This is a genomic window from Pseudomonas sp. GG8 (genome assembly GCF_052976945.1).
Genome location: NZ_JBRIIP010000001.1, coordinates 441,772 through 462,074, shown reverse-complemented (window position 1 = coordinate 462,074; position 20,303 = coordinate 441,772). Strand labels below are relative to the sequence as shown.

Below are 20,303 nucleotides of genomic sequence, written 5' to 3'. Positions count from 1 at the left end.
CATGTCGAAATTTTTTATCGACCGTCCAATCTTTGCCTGGGTAATTGCCCTGATCATCATGTTGGTCGGGGCACTCTCGATCCTCAAACTGCCGATCAACCAATACCCGGCCATTGCACCGCCCGCCATCGCGATCCAGGTGACCTACCCAGGTGCGTCCGCACAGACCGTGCAGGACACCGTGGTTCAGGTCATCGAACAACAACTCAACGGTATCGACAACCTGCGGTATGTCGGTTCTGAAAGTAACTCCGATGGCAGCATGACCATCACTGCGACGTTCAACCAGGGCACCAACCCTGATATCGCGCAGGTTCAGGTCCAGAACAAACTGAACCTGGCAACACCCCTGCTGCCACAAGAAGTGCAGCAGCAAGGTATTCGTGTGACCAAGGCGGTGAAAAACTTCCTGATGGTCGTCGGTTTGGTGTCCGAAGACGGCAGCATGACCAAGGATGACTTGGCCAACTACATCGTGTCGAACATGCAGGACCCTATCTCACGGACCGCCGGTGTCGGTGACTTTCAGGTCTTCGGTGCCCAGTACGCCATGCGTATCTGGCTGGACCCGGCCAAGCTGAACAACTTCCAGCTGACCCCGGTGGACGTTAAAGCCGCTATCACGGCACAGAACGTTCAGGTTTCATCGGGTCAGATCGGTGGTCTGCCTGCGCTTCCCGGCCAACAACTGAACGCCACCATCATTGGCAAAACCCGTCTGCAAACAGCCGAACAATTCGAAAAAATCCTACTCAAGGTCAACCTTGATGGCTCCCAGGTACGCCTGAAAGATGTCGCCAGCGTCGGTCTGGGGGGCGAGAACTACAGCGTCAGTGCCCAGTTCAACGGCAAAGCGGCTTCCGGCCTTGCCATTAAACTGGCCACTGGCGCCAACGCACTGGACACCGCGAAAGCGATCCGCACCACGATTGCCCAACTGGAACCTTTTTTTCCGCCTGGCATGAAAGCGGTGTATCCGTATGACACCACGCCAGTCGTCACTGAATCGATCTCGGGTGTAATCCACACCCTGGTCGAAGCCATCGTTCTGGTGTTCCTGGTGATGTACCTGTTCCTGCAGAACTTGCGGGCCACGATCATCACCACGATGACCGTGCCCGTGGTCTTGCTCGGTACGTTCGGTGTCCTCGCGGCGGCGGGCTTTACCATCAACACCCTGACCATGTTCGGCATGGTGCTGGCCATCGGCTTGCTGGTGGACGATGCGATTGTGGTGGTGGAGAACGTCGAACGGGTAATGGCCGAAGAAAAACTGTCACCCAGAGACGCCACGCGAAAATCCATGGGTCAGATTCAAGGGGCTCTGGTCGGTATTGCCTTGGTACTGTCGGCGGTTCTGCTGCCAATGGCGTTCTTCGGCGGCTCCACAGGGGTGATTTACAAACAGTTCTCGATCACCATCGTTTCAGCCATGGCGCTCTCGGTGCTGGTTGCCCTGATCTTCACGCCAGCGTTGTGTGCAACCCTGCTCAAACCGATTGACCACGAAAAACACGGTCAACCCAAGCGTGGTTTTTTCGGCTGGTTCAACCGCACCTTCGACCGCAGCGTACTGAGTTACGAGCGCGGCGTCGGCAACATGATCAAGCACAAAACTCCGGCTTATCTGGCCTATGCGCTGATCTTTGCCGGGATGGTCTGGATGTTCAACAGCATCCCGAGCGCGTTCCTGCCAGAAGAAGACCAGGGCGTGATCTTCGCCCAGGTGCAGACACCCGCGGGCTCATCCTCAGAGCGTACGCAAACCGTACTCGACAATATGCGCAGCTACCTGCTCGATAAGGAAGGCGCAGGGGTCAAGTCGGTGTTCACCGTGAACGGCTTCAACTTCGCCGGTCGCGGCCAAAGTTCGGGCCTGGCGTTTATCATGCTTAAACCATGGGACGAGCGCACGGCCGAGAACAGCGTGTTCGCGCTGGCCAAGCGTGCCCAGGCACACTTCTTCAGCTTCCGCGACTCGATGACGTTCGCGGTCGTTCCACCCTCGGTACTGGAACTGGGTAACGCCACGGGTTTCGACCTTTACCTGCAGGATCAGGCAGGGCTGGGCCATGCCAAACTGATGGAGGCCCGTAACCAGTTCCTCGGTCTGGCCGCCCAAAGCAAGATTCTTGCAGGTGTGCGCCCCAACGGTCTGAACGATGAGCCGCAGTATCAACTGGTCATCGATGACGAACGCGCTAATGCCTTGGGTGTGACGATGCTGGACATCAACACCACGCTGTCGATCGCGCTGGGTGGCAATTACGTCAACGACTTCATCGACCGCGGCCGGGTCAAGAAGGTCTACGTTCAGGGTGAAGCCGGCAGCCGGATGTCACCTGAAGACTTGAAGAAGTGGTATGTGCGCAACGCTATCGGTGAGATGGTGCCCTTCGCCTCCTTTGCCAGTGGCAAGTGGGTGTATGGCTCGCCGAAACTGTCGCGTTACAACGGCGTAACCGCTGAAGAGATATTGGGTGTGCCAGCACCGGGCTATAGCACCGGGCAGGCCATGGACGAAGTCGAATCCATCATCAAAAAACTCCCGGCCGGCATCGGTTACTCATGGACCGGCCTGTCCTATGAAGAACGTCTGTCCGGTTCTCAGGCGCCAGCACTGTACGCCCTGTCGCTGCTGGTGGTGTTCCTCTGTCTGGCAGCCTTGTATGAAAGCTGGTCGATCCCTATCTCGGTCATGCTGGTGGTGCCACTGGGGGTTATCGGTGCATTGATAGCCACCAGCATGCGCGGCTTGTCCAACGACGTATTCTTCCAGGTGGGCTTGTTGGTGACCGTCGGTCTGTCGGCGAAGAACGCCATTCTGATCGTCGAGTTTGCCAAGGAACTGCATGAGCATGGGAAAAGCTATACCGAAGCGGCGATTGAAGCCTGCCGCATGCGGTTGAGGCCAATCGTGATGACGTCCATGGCGTTCATCCTCGGTGTGGTCCCGCTGGCGATTTCCACGGGTGCAGGCTCGGGCAGCCAGCACTCGATCGGTACAGGGGTAATCGGCGGTATGATTACAGCCACGGTCCTGGCGATTTTCTGGGTGCCATTGTTCTTTGTTTCAATATCCTCGCTGTTCAAAAGCAAGGTAAAACCGACAGAAACTCCACACGATGAGGCTGGCCAATGAGCAAGTCCCTGATCGCTCTGGCAGTCACCGCGTTCATTCTTGGCGGCTGTTCGTTGATCCCCGATTACAATCAGCCAACAGCACCGGTGCCGGCGCAATGGCCACAAGGTCCGGCTTATTCGCCAACTGAATCGGCCGCAGTCGCCGCTGCCGAACAAGGCTGGCGTCAGTTTTTTCAAGACCCGGCCCTGCAACAGCTGATTGAGACCGCGCTGGTCAACAACCGCGACCTGCGTGTCGCGGCTCTGAACATCGACGCCTACCGTGCGCAATATCGCATCCAGCGCGCCGACCTGTTCCCGGCCGTTTCGGCCGATGGCAGCGGCAGCCGTCAACGCGTTCCGGCCGACCTGTCCACCAGCGGCAAAGCGGGCATCAACAGTCAATACTCGGCGACCCTGGGCATCAGCGCCTATGAGCTGGATCTGTTCGGCCGCGTACGCAGCCTCAGCGAGCAAGCGCTGGAGACTTACTTCTCCAGCGAGGAAGCTCGCCGCAGCACGCAGATCAGTTTGGTGTCCAGCGTCGCCAATGCCTACCTGGTATGGGAGGCAGACAAGGAACAGCTCAAGCTGACTCAGGACACGCTTAAAGCGTTCGAAGAGAGCTACCGGCTCACCGCCCGCAGCAATGAAGTCGGCGTCGCTTCTGCGCTGGACGTGAGCCAGTCACGGACGTCGGTTGAAGGTGCCCGTGTCAAACTGGCGCAATACCAACGGCTGGTCGCTCAAGACCAGAACAACCTGACGCTGCTGCTGGGCACCGGCCTCCCGGCCAACTTGCCTGCAAGCCAGCCGCTCAGTGCCGATCTGCTCAGCAAAATGCCGGCGGGCTTGCCGTCGGACTTGCTGCAACGGCGCCCGGACATCCTTGAAGCAGAGCATAAGCTCAAGGCCTCCAACGCCAACATCGGCGCAGCGCGAGCCGCGTTCTTCCCAAGCATCACCCTGACAGCCAGTGCCGGCACTGCCAGCCCTGATCTGTCCGGGCTGTTCAATGGCGGCTCGGGCACTTGGTTGTTCTCGCCGAAAATCAATCTGCCGATTTTCAACGCGGGCAGCCTGCGTGCCAGCCTGGATTACTCCAAAATCCAGAAAGACATTGGCGTCGCCAATTACGAAAAGACCATTCAGACCGCGTTCCAGGAAGTCTCCGACGGGCTGGCCTCGCGCCAGACCTACAACGACCAGCTCAAGGCCCAGCGTGATCTGGTTGCTGCCAACCAGGACTACTACCGTTTGGCCGAGCGTCGTTACCGGATCGGGATCGACAGCAACCTGACGTTCCTCGACGCCCAGCGCTCGCTGTTCAGTGCGCAACAGTCATTGATCACTGATCGCCTCTCGCAACTGGTCAGCGAGGTCAATCTGTACAAAGCCTTGGGTGGCGGTTGGTACGAACAGACCGGACAGGCCAAACCTGCGACCGGCGACGTGCCTGAAACCAGACTGTTCTAGTTTCAGCACCCCATAAAAAACCCACCGTCTGGTGGGTTTTTTATGAGCGGCTGAAACCTAGTTGCCTCAATCCTGCTCAGCTCAACAAAAACGCCAACACCCGACTGGTAAACACCTCGCCCGCCTCTACGTTGGACAGGTGCGCCGCGTGGACTTCTTCGTACTCGGCGCCATCGATATGGTCGTGGATAAAACGCCCACCCGCAGGCGGCGTCACCGGGTCGTGGATACCGGAGATGATCAGTGTCGGCGCGCTGATCGACCCCAGATCCTCTCGGAAATCCGCATCGCGCACGGCGGCGCAGTTTGCGGCATAACCTTCGGGCGAAGTCGCCGCGAGCATATCGGTAATGCGCTTGGCCTGATCCGGGTTGGCGGCGGCGTACTCAGGCGTGAACCAGCGTGCGATTGACGCATCACGCAACGCGACCATAGCCGCCGGGCCATCGCGCAGCACCGTTTCAATTCGCGGATCCCAGGTCTCGGGACCGCCGATCTTAGCCGCGGTGTTGCATAGCACCAGCTTGTGCAGCCGCTCGTTGGCATGGATACCCAGCCATTGGCCAATCAGGCCGCCCATGGACAAACCGCAAAAATGCGCCTGTTCAATCTTCAGCCCGTCGAGCAACGCCAGCACATCTTGACCCAATTGCTCGATGCTGTAGGGGCCCGGCGTCACCAGCGAGCGACCGTGCCCGCGGGTGTCGTAGCGCAGGACACGGAAGTATTTGCCGAAGGTCGGCAACTGGGTGTCCCACATATGCAGGTCGGTGCCCAACGAATTGGACAAGACCAGTACCGGCACATCTTTCGGGCCATCAAGTTGATAGTGCAGTTGACCATCGGCAAGTTGTACAAATCCCACAGCAGCCTCCTTCGGGCACGTTACATGAACGCATAATCTAAATGACGCGCGCCCTTCCGGGCGCGCGCGGATGGATCAATGATCGTGATGCAAAAACGCCGGTTGTTTCGGCAGGCGCAGGCTGAACAGGAAAGCGATCGCCATCATGACGGTCACGTACCAGTAGAAGTTGCTCTCCATACCCATATTCTTCAGGTTCAGCGCGACGTATTCGGCCGAGCCACCAAAGATCGCGTTGGCCACGGCATAGGCCACGCCGACACCCAATGCACGAACTTGAGGCGGGAACATCTCGGCTTTTACCAGACCGCTGATCGAGGTGTAGAAGCTGACAATCGCCAGCGCCAGAGTGATCAGGAGAAACGCCATAAACGGATTGGTCGTGGTTTTCAGCGTCATCAGAATCGGCACCGTACACAGTGTGCCCAGCGCGCCGAACCACAGCATCGAGTTACGGCGCCCGATCTTGTCCGCCAACATACCGAACAGTGGTTGCATGCACATATAAAAGAACAGCGCGCCGGTCATGATGTAACTAGCGGTTTTGGCTTCCATGCCCCCGGTGTTCACCAGGTATTTCTGCATGTAGGTGGTAAAGGTGTAGAAAATCAGCGAGCCACCGGCGGTGTAACCGAGCACGGTGATAAAGGCCGTTTTGTGATCCCTGAACAACGCCCGCATGCTCCCGGCGTCTTTGTCCTTACGCGTTTCTGCCGTCGTGGTTTCTTTGAGCGAGCGACGCAGGAACAGGGAAATCACTGCTGCGATGGCGCCAACCACGAACGGGATGCGCCAGCCATACGCACGCAGCTCTTCAGTACTGAGAAACTGCTGCAGGATGACCACTGTCAACACAGCCAGCAACTGGCCGCCGATCAGGGTCACGTACTGGAACGAAGCGAAAAAGCCGCGCTGCCCTTTGAGCGCAACCTCGCTCATGTAGGTTGCCGTGGTGCCGTATTCGCCACCCACGGACAACCCCTGGAACAGCCTGGCGACCAATAGCAAGGCCGGTGCCCACGCGCCAATCGTGCCGTAGGTCGGCAGGCAGGCGATGACCAGTGAACCACCGCACATCATCAGTACCGAGATCATCATGGAGTTCTTGCGGCCATGCTTGTCGGCCACCCGGCCAAACAGCCAGCCACCGATCGGACGCATCAGAAAACCGGCGGCGAACACGCCCGCCGTGTTAAGCAACTGCACGGTCGGGTCATCGGAAGGGAAAAAGGCCGGCGCGAAATAAATGGCACAGAAGGCGTAGACGTAGAAGTCGAACCACTCCACCAAGTTGCCCGAAGAGGCACCGACAATGGCAAAAATCCGCTTGCGACGCTCCTCCCCGGTGTAATGCACGGGCTCGGAGACGGTGGTACTTGTTATTGTCATTGGGAGTTCACTCTGAGGGGTAACTACCCCATTCTAGACACATTCTGTAACCAACTGACCTCTCAAAACGCAATCATCCAGAAGAGGGTCCGACTCTTGTGGAGGCGGTCCTTTCCTGGATGCTTTAAAACGTTGTGATCAGACTCTTTCGATGGCTAACGCCAAGCCTTGCCCGACCCCCACGCACATGGTCGCGAGCCCTTTCCGGCCACCGGTTTTTTCCAGCTGATGCAGGGCCGTCAGGATCAGACGTGCGCCACTCATGCCCAAAGGATGACCCAACGCAATCGCCCCACCGTTGGGATTGACCTGCGGAGCATCGTCGGCGAGACCCAGTTCACGCAACACAGCCAGGCCTTGGCTGGCGAAGGCTTCGTTGAGTTCGATCACATCGAAATCAGTCACGGCCAAGCCAAGACGCTCGACCAGTTTGCGAACTGCAGGCACCGGACCAATGCCCATCACGCGCGGAGCGACTGCCGCGCTGGCCATCCCCAACACCCGAGCCCGGGCGGTCAAACCATGCTTTTTCACGGCATCGGCAGAGGCCAGAATCATGGCTGCCGCGCCATCATTGACGCCTGAAGCATTGCCAGCGGTGACGGTCTTGTCTGCCCCGTTGACCGGTTTAAGCTTGCTCAGGGTTTCCAGGCTGGTATCGGCACGAGGGTGTTCATCGTGCGCGACAATGGTTTCGCCTTTTTTATGCGTAACACGCACCGGCACGATTTCTTCAGCGAAATAGCCTGCGGCCTGAGCCACGGCCGTGCGCTGTTGGCTGCGAAGGGCGAAAGCATCCTGATCAGCACGAGAAATCTTATAGTCATCAGCGACGTTGTCGCCGGTCTGCGGCATGGCATCGACGCCGTACTGAGCCTTCATCAATGGGTTGATGAAGCGCCAGCCAATGGTGGTGTCTTCCAGTTTCATGTTGCGCGAAAACGCGGCATCAGCCTTGCCCATGACGAAAGGCGCGCGGGACATCGACTCAACACCGCCAGCAATCGCCAGCTCCATCTCACCGCTGGCGATGGCGCGGAAGGCTGTACCGACCGCGTCCATGCCCGAGGCGCAAAGACGGTTGAGGGTCACCCCGGGAATGCTCTGCGGCAGGCCCGCCAACAAAGCGGCCATACGCGCCACATTGCGGTTGTCTTCACCGGCCTGATTCGCGCAGCCGAAAAACACTTCATCGACCTCGTCCCAGTTCACCGACGGGTTACGCTCCATCAGCGCTTTGATCGGCAGTGCAGCCAAGTCATCGGCACGCACCGTCGACAGGCCACCGCCAAAACGGCCAATCGGTGTACGAATCGCATCACAGATATAAACGTCACGCATCATGCTTCTCCCGGTGCCTGACCATGAGCGATGGCGGTACGCGCTTCCAGATCACGCAAAGCGGTCAATTCTGTTTCGGTAGGTTCAGCCGAGTACACGACATTCTCGGCAAAGCGCAATTCCCAACCGGTGGCGGCGATGACTTGCTCGCGAGTCACGCCTGGATGCAGGGTCGTGACCACGAACTCATGGGTACCGGCTTCAGGTTCCATGATGCACAGATCGGTGATGATCCCCACCGGACCGGCACCGGGCAAACCGAGTCTCTTGCGTGAATCCCCGCCTTCGCCGTGACCGACAGACGTGATGAAGTCGAGCTTGTTGACGAACGCCCGCGCCGATTGCTTGAGGATGATCAACACCTGCTTCGCGGAACCGGCAATCTCCGGCGCACCGCCAGCTCCCGGCAAGCGGACCTTCGGATTGTGATAGTCGCCCACCACGGTGGTGTTGATGTTGCCGAAGCGGTCAACCTGAGCGGCACCCAGAAAACCGACGTCGACCCGGCCACCTTGCAACCAGTAGCGAAAAATTTCACCGGTGGAGACAACAGTGTCGGCGGTTTCCGCCAGTTCGCCGTCGCCAATCGACAGTGGCAGCACGTTCGGCTTGGCGCCGATCGGGCCGGATTCGTAAATCAGCACCACATCCGGCGAGGACGTCAGGCGGGCCAGGTTAGCGGCCTTGGAAGGCAGACCGATGCCGACGAAGCAGACCGAGCCGTTCTTCAAACGACGGGCTGCAGCGACAGTCATCATTTCATTGGTGGTGTACGTCATTTATTGAGCCTCCGAAACGCTAGCCAACCGGGCTTTGAATTCATTGAAATCAGCGGTGCCGTGGATATAGTCGGCAATCCACGCAGTGAAGCTGTCACGGTCGCGGGCAATAGCGTCCCAGGCTTGATAGAAGCGGTTATCACGCTCGTAGTAACCATGGGCATAGGATGGATGCGCACCACCGGGGACCAGGCAGACGGCGCTCAGGGCCCAGGTCGGCAGTACGCAAGCGTTCATCGGGGCCTTGAGGTCATCAACGATCTCCTCAACCGTGACGATGCAACGCTTGGCCGCCAGTGCCGCTTCTTTTTGCACACCCAGAATGCCCCACAGCAGCACGTTGCCTTTACGGTCGGCTTTCTGCGCATGGATCACGGTGATGTCCGGGCGTATAGCAGGGACCGCCGCCAGCACTTCACCGGTGAAGGGGCAGGTGACCGTTTTGATCATCGGGTTGACCTTGGGCAGGTCGGAACCGGCGTAAGCCCGTAGCACCGCGAAAGGCAGCCCGGACGCACCTGCAACATAGGCGTTGGCAAGGTCCGCGTGGCTGTGTTCTTCGATTTCCATCGCATGCGGCCACTGTTTCTCGACCGCGTCACGCAAGCGATGCAAGGAGCCAACACCAGGGTTGCCGCCCCACGAGAAAATCAGTTTTTTCGCACAGCCGGCACCGATCAATTGGTCATAGATCAAGTCGGGGGTCATGCGCACCAACGTCAGGTCTTTTTTACCCTGACGAATGATTTCGTGGCCCGCAGCAGTGGGTATCAGATGGGTGAAGCCTTCCAGTGCAACGATGTCGCCATCGTTGACGAATTGCTTCACGGCATCGTGCAGAGAAAGAATTTCAGCCATGGAGTTGCTCCCGATCTCGCATCACAATCAATAAATAGCGCAAGTGAGCTGCGCTGGAATGCGAATCAGGTTATGCCTGAGCGAAGGGGCAAACAATCCGATAATCGACTAACCGTTCGTTAATCGCACAAATTAAAGAAGGCGACTGAAGGCTGAAAGTGCCCGCTCTTCGCGAAGAGATCGAACAGGCACCCTGTATTCAAAATGTCAGGTAAATAGCTGTGTACTCAAATCGCGGCTGGCATCGAGCATGATCGGCAGAAAGCGTTGCTCCAATTCACTGCGGGCCACGCGTCCAGCGCTGGTGCTGACGTTGAGTGCGGCCAACACTTGGCCGGAGGCGTCATATACAGGGACGGCAATCGAGCGCAGGCCTTGCTCGAGTTCCTGGTCAACGATGCACCAGCCCTGCTGGCGAACCTGCTGCAGGCATTCCAACAAGTCCTCGGGTGTCGATAACGTGCGACTGGTTTTAGGTTGCAGGTCGACGTGATCGAGGTATTCACCGAGCGAAACATCGTCCAGCGCAGCCAACAGAATGCGCCCCATGGACGTGCAATAGGCGGGTAACCGTCCGCCCACCGAGAGGTCCACCGAGATCAATCGCTGGGTCGTGGCCGAGCGGGCTATATACAGAATATCGTCGCCTTCGAGGGTCGCCATGTTGCAGGCCTCATGCAATTGATCGCTCATGCGGTCCAGATAAGGCTGGGCCGAGATCGCAAGCGGCGTCGATGATAGATAGGCATGCCCCAACGTCAGCACTTTAGGCAACAGCGAGTAGGTCCGGCCATCACTGGTGGCGTAGCCCAGCTTGATCAACGTATGCAGGCAACGGCGTACCGCCGCGCGGGGGATTTCCGTGCGATGGCTGATCTGGGCAATCGTCAATTGACGCTTACGCTCCTGAAAGGCATGGATCACCGCCAAACCTCTGGCCAGGGACGTCATGAAATCCGGGTCGCCGGTCAGCGCCTGAATCCGCTTGGCCGGTGACGCCACAATCGGCGGCGCCAGCGAGGCAAATGAGTTGCGCAGTTGATCGTTCATCCCAAACACCGCCTATCGACGCCTTTTCAGGCCGGATACAAAGCCCTTCACAACGTTTCACTAAGGAATTCATCGGGCCCGTCTCGGGCGATTATCGAACCAATGACCGATAATCGCAATTGACCCATCGCCTTTATCCTTATACCTTTCACTCGCCGCTTAAGTGGCTTCTTGGAAATACTGGTCAGGTACCCACGAGAAGTCCATTGGTACGGCCTTGCCCACGAAGCGAGGCCGTTTTCTTTCAGCGCCGTACACGAGCGCAACGCTACCCGATACGCAGCCTCTTCCGGCACCACGGAAGAACCGCTGCGCTATTGTTTCTGATGCGCCCTGTCTGCCCCTGCGCGCTGTGCCACAAAAACCGTGGCTTATACCCGTGCCCCTACTGATCATCCTCAATTGGAAACAGTCTGTGGCCCGGGCATGAAGTTGTAGTGGTATTCAATCGCTGTCTAAACTTCAGAACTGTCGTACAGAAAAAGAGTACTGATGGAAGACATATCGTAACAATCGCGCACATAAAGTTGACGGCACCGAACATCTTGGAGATAGTGTTCTTCGGTTGCCTGGCTATAATGCCCCGCAGTGATTGAAACTCCAGCGCGCTAAGCGTGGATCCAGTCACATGGACCCTGCACTGACCCGGTGCACGATCCAGACAGTCCGCGGATGAGATACCGAGCCATTGATAGCCACCGCGCTTGTAATCCATATCTGTTGCTACGACAGCTGTTTTTTCTGGTGCCCGTAGCCGCGAGCAGCAAGAAGGTATTTACACGTAGTGTGTAAAGGAATGTCCGACTGTTTAAACGGCCCGACAGACTGGACATCGCCGGTGTAAGCACTTCCCGCGCTCTGCGCTGTCACCGGAATTAATCTCGACATTATTAGGTAACACTGTGACGAAAGATGAACTGCGCGTGGAACTTGAGCGCCAGGAACAACGTTACAAGGATGTATACGGCGGGGAAGTCACCACCTACGCCGCACAACCAGAGCCCGAACGTAAGCCTTGGCGCAAAAGAGCCAGCCTTCTCGATCAGGCGTTCAAGCAAGAACTGCAAAAAATGGAAAAAGACCTCAAGGAAGAACCTTAGCCTTTGCGGATAAAATCAGTAGCGGTTTACGGTGCGCCACCTTCTTGATGGGCGCAGAGCTCGTTTTTACTGAGGTTTGAGGCAACTTTGAACCAAAGGCTGTCTTCCCGACAGCCCTTTGGGGCGGTAGCTGTGGCCATCCATTTCGTTTAATGATGTAACCAATGAGCAGCAAGTGCATCGATTTATAGGGTTTTCTGGCATAATCGCGCCCCCTTACGACCGGGTCAGAAGATTTTCATGATCGATTTATTCAGCGGGCTAGATGCTTGGGTGCTTGTGAGCTTGCTGCTTGCCCTGGCCTTCGTTCTCACGTTCGAGTTCATCAACGGCTTTCATGACACCGCTAACGCGGTAGCTACTGTCATCTACACCAAAGCCATGCCGCCCAACCTGGCCGTATTCTTTTCCGGTTTGTTCAACTTTCTGGGTGTATTGCTGGGCGGTGTAGGAGTGGCCTACGCCATCGTCCACTTGCTGCCCGTCGAACTGCTGATCAACGTAAACACCGGCCATGGCCTGGCCATGGTGTTCTCGCTGCTCGCGGCGGCGATTACCTGGAACCTCGGCACCTGGTATTTCGGGATTCCGGCATCCAGCTCGCACACTCTGATCGGCTCTATTCTGGGAGTCGGGCTCGCCAACGCATTGATTACCGGCATTCCGCTGGCCGACGGCGTGAACTGGCAAAAAGCGATCGACATCGGTGCGTCGCTGATCTTTTCGCCGCTGGCAGGCTTCATCGTTGCCGGTTTGGTGTTGCTCATTCTGAGATGGTGGCGCCCGCTGTCCAAGATGCACAAAACGCCGGAGCAGCGCCGCAAGATCGATGACAAAAAACACCCGCCTTTCTGGAACCGTCTGGTATTGGTGGTTTCCGCCATGACCGTCAGTTTCGTACACGGCTCCAACGACGGTCAGAAGGGTATCGGCCTGATCATGTTGGTCTTGATTGGTATCGTACCAAGCCAGTTCGTTCTCGACCTGAGCAGCACCACCTATCAGATCGAACGGACCCGGGATGCAACCCTGCACCTGAGCCAGTTCTATCAGCGCAACACCGACACCCTGAGTGAGTTCCTGGCCTTGGGCAAATCGAAGGATGGCGACTTGCCGGAGCGCTTCAGCTGTAACCCGACGCAAACCGAGCCGACCATCAACGCCCTGCTCAGCACGCTTAAAGGTGTCGTCGATTATCACGCTCTGTCGACTGAAAGCCGCATCGAAGTGCGTCGCTACCTGCTCTGCATGGATGACACTGCCCGAAAAGTCGGCAAACTTTCCAACTTGGCACCTCGTGAAAAATCCGACCTTGAGAAGCTGCGCAAGGACCTGACGGCGACCACTGAATATGCGCCGTTCTGGGTCATTCTTGCCGTCGCCCTAGCGTTGGGCCTGGGCACCATGATTGGCTGGAAACGCGTGGTACTGACCATAGGTGAAAAAATCGGCAAGCAAGGCATGACCTATGCCCAAGGCATGTCGGCACAGATCACCACCACCTGCGCGATCGGCCTGGCTAACGTTTTCAGTCTGCCGGTTTCGACCACCCATATCCTGTCCTCTGGCGTTGCCGGGACCATGGTCGCAAACAAAAGCGGTTTGCAAGGCGGCACGGTGCGCGCCATTATCCTGGCCTGGGTCTTGACCCTGCCAGCGACCATCGCACTGTCGGCTGGCTTGTTCTGGGTGGCGTCAAAAGTGTTGGCTTAAACAGTAAGACTCAAGAAAAGCGCCCTGTTCGGCGCTTTTTTTTGGCCTGTCAGCCTGGATTCTCAGCGATCAAACAAAGTAGCACCGAACGTTTAATTTTGGTGCTGCCACACCAGCGCCTCACCTTTTTGCACCGAACATCTATTCTTCTCAGTGGTCAACCTTAGGAACAACCACGCTGCGGAGGGATTGCCGTGCATATCGCTGACATGACCATGTTCTACGCACCAGCCAGCGGTGGCGTGCGCACTTATCTAGATGCAAAACATCGTCGTTTGGGACGTTATTCAGGCGTTCGTCACAGCCTCTTGATCCCCGGCGCCAGCCTGAGCCACAAAGACGGCATTTATAAGGTACCGGCGCCGGCCCTGCCCTTCGGTAACGGCTATCGCTTCCCTCTCCGCCTCGCACCGTGGCGCAATGTCCTGAAAGATCTGCAGCCCGACGTGATCGAAGTCGGCGATCCCTATTTAACCGCATGGGCCGCACTGGACGCGCGTCGCCAACTGGATGTACCGGTCATTGGTTTCTATCACTCGGATTTACCACTGCTGGTCAGTAATCGCATCGGTAATTGGCTCGGCACTAATGTCGAGACCTACGTCAGCAAGTTGTATAACAATTTCGACCGGGTCTTGGCGCCCAGCACCATCATGGCCGACAAGTTGATCCGATTGGGCGTCGAGAATGTGCACATGCAACCGCTGGGCGTGGACCTTGTGACATTTACACCAACCCTTCGCGATCCATGCCTTAAAGCCGAGCTAGGCCTCAACGAAGACACCCGTTTGCTGATTTTCGCCGGACGCGGATCGCGTGAAAAAAACCTGCCCGTGCTGCTCGACTGCATGAAACGACTGGGCGCTGGCTATCACCTGTTGTTGGTCGGCTCGCACATGCCAGATGCAGTTCCGGACAATGTGTCGGTCATCGGTCATTTCTGCCCCGCCAGCGAAATCGCCCGTTTGTTGGCCAGCGCCGACGCCTTACTGCATGCAGGCGATCAGGAAACCTTTGGCCTGGTGATTCTCGAAGCCATGGCCAGCGGCATTCCCGTCATTGCTGTGGCTGCTGGCGCCTTTTCCGAAATCGTCCCTGAAGCGTGCGGCCTGCTCTGCGAGCCGAACAATCCATTGTCAATGGCCAGCGCCGTACGAGAATTATTCAGCCACAACAGCGTGCAAAAAGGCTACCAGGCGCGACAGCACGTAGAACAGCGATACGCGTGGGACACTGTGGTCGAGGGCCTGCTTGAACACTATCAAGCTGTCCTGGGCAGCCGCTTACCGGTGCTCGCTCATGGCTGACATCGAACGTAGCGTATTGTTGGTGCTTCATGATGTGGCGCCCGAAACCTGGACCGATTACCAGCCATTTGTTCAAGCCATAGACGCTTTGGGCAATATCCCAATGACTCTGTTAGTGGTTCCCGACTTTCATAAACGCAATGCGGTAAGCACTGACAATCACTTTCAGCGCGTGCTGGAAACTCGTATTGCCCACGGCGATGAACTGGCGCTGCATGGCTACTACCATTGCGACGATAGCCCGCCGCCGCGCACACCGCGCGACTATTTCATGCGGCGCATTTTCACGTGGGAAGGCGAGTTTTATGCTCTGGACCGGGATGAGGCGTTGGTACGACTGCATGCCGGAATCGAATTATTTCAGCGCTTAGGCTGGCCGCTCCATGGGTTCATTGCCCCCGCCTGGCTGATGAGTGAGGGCACGCGAGACGCCTTGCGCAGCTTGCCTCTGCACTACACCAGCGATGCTCAGCATTTGTATCGGCTGCCGGACTTCGCCCGGATTGAAGCGCCGGGCATTGTCTGGAGTGCCCGCAGCCCTTGTCGTCGCGGCGTGTCGAAAATCCTCAGCGGGCACCTCGAACACAGGTTTCAGGCGGCATCGACCATTCGATTGGGCTTACACCCGGTCGACATGCGCCATGAGTATGCCCGCCGCTACTGGCTACAAATCCTGCAACGACTGATCCAGAGCGGCCGTACGCCCATGACCAAGGCACACTGGCTTGCCACACAGCATCCAGCCATGAGGTCAGCCGCGTGAAACGACTTGCCTGGTTATTGGCAGGGCTGCTCGCCGCCCTCCTGATTCCGCTTGTGTTGGGTGGCAGTGAGATGTTCCTGCGCCTGCGCAGCTTCCCTCTGGACCTGCTATTGGGAATGCTTGGCATGATCGCCGCGTGCTGGGGCCTGAACTCGCTACGCTTGCGTCTATTGCTGGGTGACAGCGTGGGCGGGCTAAGTCCGCTGAAAAGCCTCGGGGTGGTCATAGCCACCGAGTTCGCGATTTGCGCAACGCCGGGCGGCAGTGGCGGGCCACTGACATTAATGACATTGCTGTCGCGCAATGGCATACGCCCGGCTAAAAGCAGCGCGGTCTTCGCCACTGACCAACTCAGTGATCTGCTGTTCTTCCTGTGTGCCCTGCTTGGCATTCTGCTGTATGCACTGTTTCACGAACTCAGTCAGAAGCTGGAGTGGATGCTCAGCCTGAGTGTGATTCTGATGCTTGGCGGATTGTGCCTGGGCATCGGCTTCGCCCGCTACCATCGGCAGATCATCAAACTCAACGGGGGCCTGCTCAAACGCGTCAACACCAGTGCCACGACTCGTCGGCACTGGGCACGCAAACTGCTGCATTTTCGTGATGCGTTTGTCGACACGCTGAAGATGCCTCGGCAAAAACTGGCGCAGGTGTTCGTGCTGACCTGCCTGCATTGGGGCTTGCGTTACAGCGTGTTGTATCTCGCCTTGCATGGTTTGGGCGTGGACATAGCGTGGGCCTGGAGTTTTCTGATTCAAATGCTGTCACTGAGTGCGGGGCAACTGAGCCTGTTGCCGGGTGGCGCAGGCGCTGCAGAACTGACATCGGCGGCACTGCTGGCCCCCATGGTGGGTAAGTCCACGGCAGCTGCGGCGATCCTGATCTGGCGGGCGGTGACGTACTACTTCTACTTGATCGCCGGTGGGCCGGTGTTTTTACTATTGGTCGGACGACCGTTGCTGAACAAGCTGATACGCCTCAAACACGCCTGATTATTTTTTCGGTGTGCCCGTTGGCGCCTCAGGCGCTTGCTGCAATTGCCGCCAAAGCTCGGCGGCACCGTTGAAGTCCGCACCGTCCTCCAGACCCAGCGCCTCCGGGTCATAACGACTCAGGCAGCCCTCGCCAAGCGTGGGCGGTGCTCTCGATGTGGCTTTGTCGAGTGGATCGGTCATCTTCGCCTCCATCGCTATGCCTTCGCGAATAAACTCACCCCACAGCAAACCTGTGTGAGAGCGGATTTATTCGCGAATGGCAGTAAGCCAGGTACTTGAGACTAGTCGAACACGACCGTCTTGTTGTGATGCACCAGTACCCGATCTTCCAGGTGGTAACGAAGCCCGCGAGCCAACACCATCTTTTCCACGTCGCGACCGAAGCGCACCATATTTTCGATGCTGTCACGGTGGCTGACGCGTACCACGTCCTGCTCGATGATCGGCCCCGCGTCGAGTTCTTCAGTCACGTAGTGACAGGTCGCACCAATCAGCTTCACGCCACGTAGCGAAGCCTGGTGGTAGGGCTTGGCCCCCACGAACGACGGTAGGAAGCTGTGGTGGATGTTGATCACCCGATGCGCATATTCACGGCACAATTGCGGCGGCAGAATTTGCATGTAACGCGCCAGCACGACTACGTCCGCCTCATGGTGCTTGACCAGACGCGAGACTTCGGCAAACGCCGGCTCCTTGTCCTTTGAGTCCACCGGAACATGGTAATAAGGGATGTTATGCCACTCGACCATGCTGCGCAGGTCTTCATGGTTGGAAATCACGCAGGCGATTTCGCAGTCCAGTTCATCGGTGTGCCAGCGGTGTAGAAGATCTGCCAGACAGTGCGATTCACGACTGGCCATCAACACCACGCGCTTTTTCTGCGCCGAGTCCGTGACGCGCCAGTCCATGGAGAACTCTTCGGCAATCGGCGTGAACGCCTTGCGAAATTCTTCAAGTTCCAGGGGGACTGTGTCGGCACGAATCTCGTGACGCATAAAGAACCAACCACTGAGATTGTCCGAGTGATGGCTCGCCTCGGTAATCCAGCCATTATAGGCGGCCAAAAAGTTACTGACTTTAGCAACGATGCCGACGCGGTCCGGGCAAGCAATCACCAGCCGAAAAGTGCGCATGAGGGAAAAACTCCAGAACTTCGCAAAGGCCGCCATTCTAGCGATTACGCAGAGAAACTGCAGTACTCCTCTCGCCGAGTCTGAAACCGCCGAGGTCATTGGGGCCCGCGTCCTCAGGCAGCGCCGCTTTCCATGATAGCTGCCTACTCAGCACCGACTAATGCCCTGCATTAGAAAGGGCCATTATGGCGATATCCTTCAGCGCCCCACGGTACAACATCTAATGTCGTCGCACTGTTGCGCAGGGCCTATTTTATAAATAATTGCCCTAAAACTTTTCTTTAGTGTTTACTTGATCAAACTGTCTGACTATTATTGCATCACTGCGTCCCTGCCACCCTCTGAACATAAGGTACCCCTTCATGTCCCTGATCAACGAATACCGTGCCACAGAAGAAGCCATCAAAGAACTGCAAGCCCGTTTGAAAAGTCTGTCGCAAGACGACAAACTGCAAACTGAGCTTGAATTTGAAGGCAAGCTGCGCACCCTGATGGGCGAATATCAAAAATCGCTGCGCGACATCATCGCCTTGCTTGATCCAGAGTCCAAAGTTAGCAAGACTCCTCGCGGCGCCGTGAAGACTACCGGCACCAAGCGTGCGCGCAAGGTCAAGCAGTACAAGAACCCGCACAACGGCGAAGTCATTGAAACCAAAGGCGGCAACCACAAGACTCTGAAAGAGTGGAAAGCCAAGTGGGGCGGTGATGTAGTTGAAGGCTGGGCAACTCTGCTGGGCTAAGTGAACACCGGTCGTCAGCAATGACGGCTCATAAAAAAACGCCAGCTTGCTGGCGTTTTTTATTATCTGCCGTTTATGGCCTGCCACGCATTACAGAAAATGTCCCTCCCCCAACCAGATGGCCCTTCAGAGGCTGAAGCGCTCGCGCAGTTGCTGGGCGTAATCCTGCCATTGGCTCAATACCTTAAGCTGGGCCGGTGTAGCACTAAGGGACAACTCAACCAGGGATTTCGTAAAACTTTGTAATGTATTAGGCGCTCCGCTCTCAGCCCGCGATAAGCGCTGCTGACAAAAGGTATACCAGCGCTGTTGCTCCTCGACAGTCAAGGTGTTGGCAAAGTTCCTCGCGCGGTATCTGAATAATAATTCAGGCAGACGCTCATCATCAAAAGGCCATTCGTCGCGGGCCAATTGTTCCGGCTCGGCAGTGCGTACTTGCTCACACAACCGTCGATCACGGTCACCGAGGAACCCGTCATATAACTGCTGCTCCGGGTCTTCACTGGGCGTAAAATTTTCACGGCCATAAACGGCTTTCACTTTATCCTGCCAAAGTTCCTGCGCGTCTGTTAACTGCTGCGCGCGCGCCTGATACTGGGCCATGTCCAATTGCAAACGCTGCTGATCTTCGGCACGCAGCACGTTGAGCGGCGCGACCACCGGGCAGCGGTTTATATGCAACAGCTTGAGCGGCACCGGCAATTCACCGTCGGCAAGATCATCTCGCCGGGTATATAAGCGCTGACGCAATGTATCGGCGTCCTGCTCAAGCAACGGCGCAGGGTCCTGGTGTAAATCACAGACAATCAGCGCATTGCGATTGTGCGGATGCCACGCCAGCGGCAATACCACACCCAAGTAACTGCGCGCAGCGGAGAAGCGCCCGGAGATGTGAACCAGCGGCTGCATCAAACGGATCTGATCCTGCACTCGCTGCTTGCTGCGTAGCTGAAACAAATAGTCATACAGTTTCGGCTGCTTCTCACGAATCAAACGCGCCAAGGCGATCGTAGCGCGCACATCGGACAAGGCATCATGAGCCTGACCGTGATCGATGCTATTGGCGGCGGTCAGACGCTCAAGTTTCAAGGTCACTCGCCCCTCCTCCTCGGGCCAGACGATCCCTTCCGGGCGCAACGCATATGCCGTTCGCACGACATCGATCAAATCCCAACGGCTATTACCGCCCTGCCACTCCCGCGCATAGGGATCGAAAAAATTGCGATACAGGCTGTAACGGGTCACTTCGTCGTCGAAGCGCAGGGTGTTGTAGCCTGCGCCACAGGTGCCTGGTGCCGACAACTCAGCATGCACCCGGGTCATGAAGTCGGCTTCACTCAAACCCTGTTCGGCCAGGCGGTCAGGGGTGATGCCGGTGATCAGGCACGCTGCCGGGTGCGGCAGGATGTCCTCGCTCGGCTGACAGTAGAGGTTAATCGGCGCAGCGATCTCATTGAGCTCAGCGTCCGTGCGGATACCGGCAACCTGAAGCGCACGATCATTGCGCGGGTTGATGCCAGTGGTTTCATAGTCGTACCAAAAGATGCTGGAGGTCACGGGCTATTCCTGAACAGAAGACCGGCAAAGTGTAGGGGGTGCGCAGCATAAATGGCCAATCGGCTGATTCAGGCACGCAGCGGATACATTTACTCACACGTCTTGTACCTATCC

17 protein-coding genes are annotated in these 20,303 nt (G+C 57.2%); 8 read left to right on the top strand and 9 right to left on the bottom strand.

The window, feature by feature from the left end:
* Position 1 precedes the first annotated feature (1 nt).
* Positions 2 to 3,142, top strand: a complete 3,141-nt coding sequence (locus ACVBEG_RS02270) for an efflux RND transporter permease subunit (RefSeq protein ID WP_447107312.1) — start codon at positions 2 to 4, stop codon at positions 3,140 to 3,142.
* Positions 3,139 to 4,599, top strand: coding sequence for an AdeC/AdeK/OprM family multidrug efflux complex outer membrane factor (gene adeC / locus ACVBEG_RS02265; RefSeq protein ID WP_447107311.1), 1,461 nt, complete (start codon positions 3,139 to 3,141; stop codon positions 4,597 to 4,599). Before ACVBEG_RS02270 ends, adeC begins: the two co-directional genes overlap by 4 nt.
* Before the next feature lie 76 nt (positions 4,600 to 4,675).
* Here the strand turns inward: adeC and pcaD are convergent, their stop codons facing one another.
* From pcaD to pcaR, 6 genes are all read right to left on the bottom strand, one after another.
* Positions 4,676 to 5,464, bottom strand: a complete 789-nt coding sequence (gene pcaD / locus ACVBEG_RS02260) for a 3-oxoadipate enol-lactonase (protein ID WP_322181663.1) — start codon at positions 5,462 to 5,464, stop codon at positions 4,676 to 4,678.
* A gap of 75 nt (positions 5,465 to 5,539) precedes the next feature.
* Positions 5,540 to 6,853 (bottom strand): MFS family transporter, encoded by a 1,314-nt coding sequence (locus ACVBEG_RS02255; RefSeq protein ID WP_323566325.1) that lies wholly within the window; start codon positions 6,851 to 6,853, stop codon positions 5,540 to 5,542.
* 138 nt (positions 6,854 to 6,991) lie between these two features.
* Positions 6,992 to 8,197 carry a 3-oxoadipyl-CoA thiolase gene (pcaF, locus tag ACVBEG_RS02250; protein WP_322217880.1) on the bottom strand — a complete coding sequence of 402 codons (1,206 nt, stop codon included), beginning with the start codon at positions 8,195 to 8,197 and terminating at the stop codon, positions 6,992 to 6,994.
* Complete coding sequence (locus ACVBEG_RS02245; protein WP_322181668.1) at positions 8,194 to 8,973, bottom strand: CoA-transferase subunit beta; 780 nt, start codon at positions 8,971 to 8,973, stop codon at positions 8,194 to 8,196. Before ACVBEG_RS02245 ends, pcaF begins: the two co-directional genes overlap by 4 nt.
* Complete coding sequence (locus ACVBEG_RS02240; protein ID WP_322181670.1) at positions 8,974 to 9,831, bottom strand: CoA transferase subunit A; 858 nt, start codon at positions 9,829 to 9,831, stop codon at positions 8,974 to 8,976.
* 207 nt (positions 9,832 to 10,038) lie between these two features.
* A complete protein-coding gene (pcaR, locus tag ACVBEG_RS02235) occupies positions 10,039 to 10,881 on the bottom strand; it encodes a pca regulon transcriptional regulator PcaR (RefSeq protein WP_219062179.1) in 843 nt (280 codons plus the stop codon).
* A 902-nt stretch (positions 10,882 to 11,783) separates the two neighbouring features.
* Here pcaR and ACVBEG_RS02230 point away from each other — a divergent pair.
* The 5 genes from ACVBEG_RS02230 to ACVBEG_RS02210 all read left to right on the top strand — a co-directional run bounded on the left by ACVBEG_RS02230 (position 11,784) and on the right by ACVBEG_RS02210 (position 16,756).
* Positions 11,784 to 11,981: a hypothetical protein gene (locus ACVBEG_RS02230; protein ID WP_219062180.1), complete on the top strand. Its 198-nt coding sequence runs from the start codon at positions 11,784 to 11,786 to the stop codon at positions 11,979 to 11,981.
* Positions 11,982 to 12,221: 240 nt separating this feature from the next.
* Positions 12,222 to 13,694, top strand: coding sequence for an inorganic phosphate transporter (locus ACVBEG_RS02225; protein ID WP_322181673.1), 1,473 nt, complete (start codon positions 12,222 to 12,224; stop codon positions 13,692 to 13,694).
* Positions 13,695 to 13,888: 194 nt separating this feature from the next.
* Entirely contained in the window at positions 13,889 to 15,001 is a 1,113-nt protein-coding gene (locus ACVBEG_RS02220) for a glycosyltransferase family 4 protein (protein WP_322217882.1), read from the top strand.
* Positions 14,994 to 15,764, top strand: a complete 771-nt coding sequence (locus ACVBEG_RS02215; protein ID WP_447107310.1) for a DUF2334 domain-containing protein — start codon at positions 14,994 to 14,996, stop codon at positions 15,762 to 15,764. The genes ACVBEG_RS02220 and ACVBEG_RS02215 overlap by 8 nt, the downstream gene beginning before the upstream one ends.
* Positions 15,761 to 16,756: a lysylphosphatidylglycerol synthase transmembrane domain-containing protein gene (locus ACVBEG_RS02210; protein WP_322181678.1), complete on the top strand. Its 996-nt coding sequence runs from the start codon at positions 15,761 to 15,763 to the stop codon at positions 16,754 to 16,756. Before ACVBEG_RS02215 ends, ACVBEG_RS02210 begins: the two co-directional genes overlap by 4 nt.
* Here the strand turns inward: ACVBEG_RS02210 and ACVBEG_RS02205 are convergent, their stop codons facing one another.
* Both ACVBEG_RS02205 and purU read right to left on the bottom strand, forming a co-directional pair.
* Positions 16,757 to 16,939, bottom strand: a complete 183-nt coding sequence (locus tag ACVBEG_RS02205) for a hypothetical protein (protein WP_322181681.1) — start codon at positions 16,937 to 16,939, stop codon at positions 16,757 to 16,759.
* Between the two features lie 101 nt (positions 16,940 to 17,040).
* Positions 17,041 to 17,892, bottom strand: coding sequence for a formyltetrahydrofolate deformylase (gene purU, locus ACVBEG_RS02200; protein ID WP_322181683.1), 852 nt, complete (start codon positions 17,890 to 17,892; stop codon positions 17,041 to 17,043).
* Positions 17,893 to 18,254: 362 nt separating this feature from the next.
* Here purU and mvaT point away from each other — a divergent pair, with 362 nt between their 5' ends.
* Positions 18,255 to 18,632: a histone-like nucleoid-structuring protein MvaT gene (gene mvaT / locus ACVBEG_RS02195; RefSeq protein ID WP_322181685.1), complete on the top strand. Its 378-nt coding sequence runs from the start codon at positions 18,255 to 18,257 to the stop codon at positions 18,630 to 18,632.
* Between the two features lie 126 nt (positions 18,633 to 18,758).
* On the opposite strand, the gene sbcB is transcribed toward mvaT, so the two are convergent.
* On the bottom strand, positions 18,759 to 20,189 hold the full coding sequence (gene sbcB, locus ACVBEG_RS02190; protein WP_323566323.1) for an exodeoxyribonuclease I: 1,431 nt from the start codon (positions 20,187 to 20,189) through the stop codon (positions 18,759 to 18,761).
* Between the last annotated feature and the right edge of the window lie 114 nt (positions 20,190 to 20,303).

Bases quoted from the DNA above. Each gene is read 5' to 3' on its own strand.
- ACVBEG_RS02270 (WP_447107312.1), top strand. From the start codon at position 2: ATGTCGAAATTTTTTATCGACCGTCCAATCTTTGCCTGGGTAATTGCC.
- adeC (WP_447107311.1), top strand. From the start codon at position 3,139: ATGAGCAAGTCCCTGATCGCTCTGGCAGTCACCGCGTTCATTCTTGGC.
- ACVBEG_RS02255 (WP_323566325.1), bottom strand. From the start codon at position 6,853: ATGACAATAACAAGTACCACCGTCTCCGAGCCCGTGCATTACACCGGG.
- pcaF (WP_322217880.1), bottom strand. From the start codon at position 8,197: ATGATGCGTGACGTTTATATCTGTGATGCGATTCGTACACCGATTGGC.
- ACVBEG_RS02245 (WP_322181668.1), bottom strand. From the start codon at position 8,973: ATGACGTACACCACCAATGAAATGATGACTGTCGCTGCAGCCCGTCGT.
- ACVBEG_RS02240 (WP_322181670.1), bottom strand. From the start codon at position 9,831: ATGGCTGAAATTCTTTCTCTGCACGATGCCGTGAAGCAATTCGTCAAC.
- pcaR (WP_219062179.1), bottom strand. From the start codon at position 10,881: ATGAACGATCAACTGCGCAACTCATTTGCCTCGCTGGCGCCGCCGATT.
- ACVBEG_RS02225 (WP_322181673.1), top strand. From the start codon at position 12,222: ATGATCGATTTATTCAGCGGGCTAGATGCTTGGGTGCTTGTGAGCTTG.
- ACVBEG_RS02215 (WP_447107310.1), top strand. From the start codon at position 14,994: ATGGCTGACATCGAACGTAGCGTATTGTTGGTGCTTCATGATGTGGCG.
- ACVBEG_RS02205 (WP_322181681.1), bottom strand. From the start codon at position 16,939: ATGACCGATCCACTCGACAAAGCCACATCGAGAGCACCGCCCACGCTT.
- purU (WP_322181683.1), bottom strand. From the start codon at position 17,892: ATGCGCACTTTTCGGCTGGTGATTGCTTGCCCGGACCGCGTCGGCATC.
- mvaT (WP_322181685.1), top strand. From the start codon at position 18,255: ATGTCCCTGATCAACGAATACCGTGCCACAGAAGAAGCCATCAAAGAA.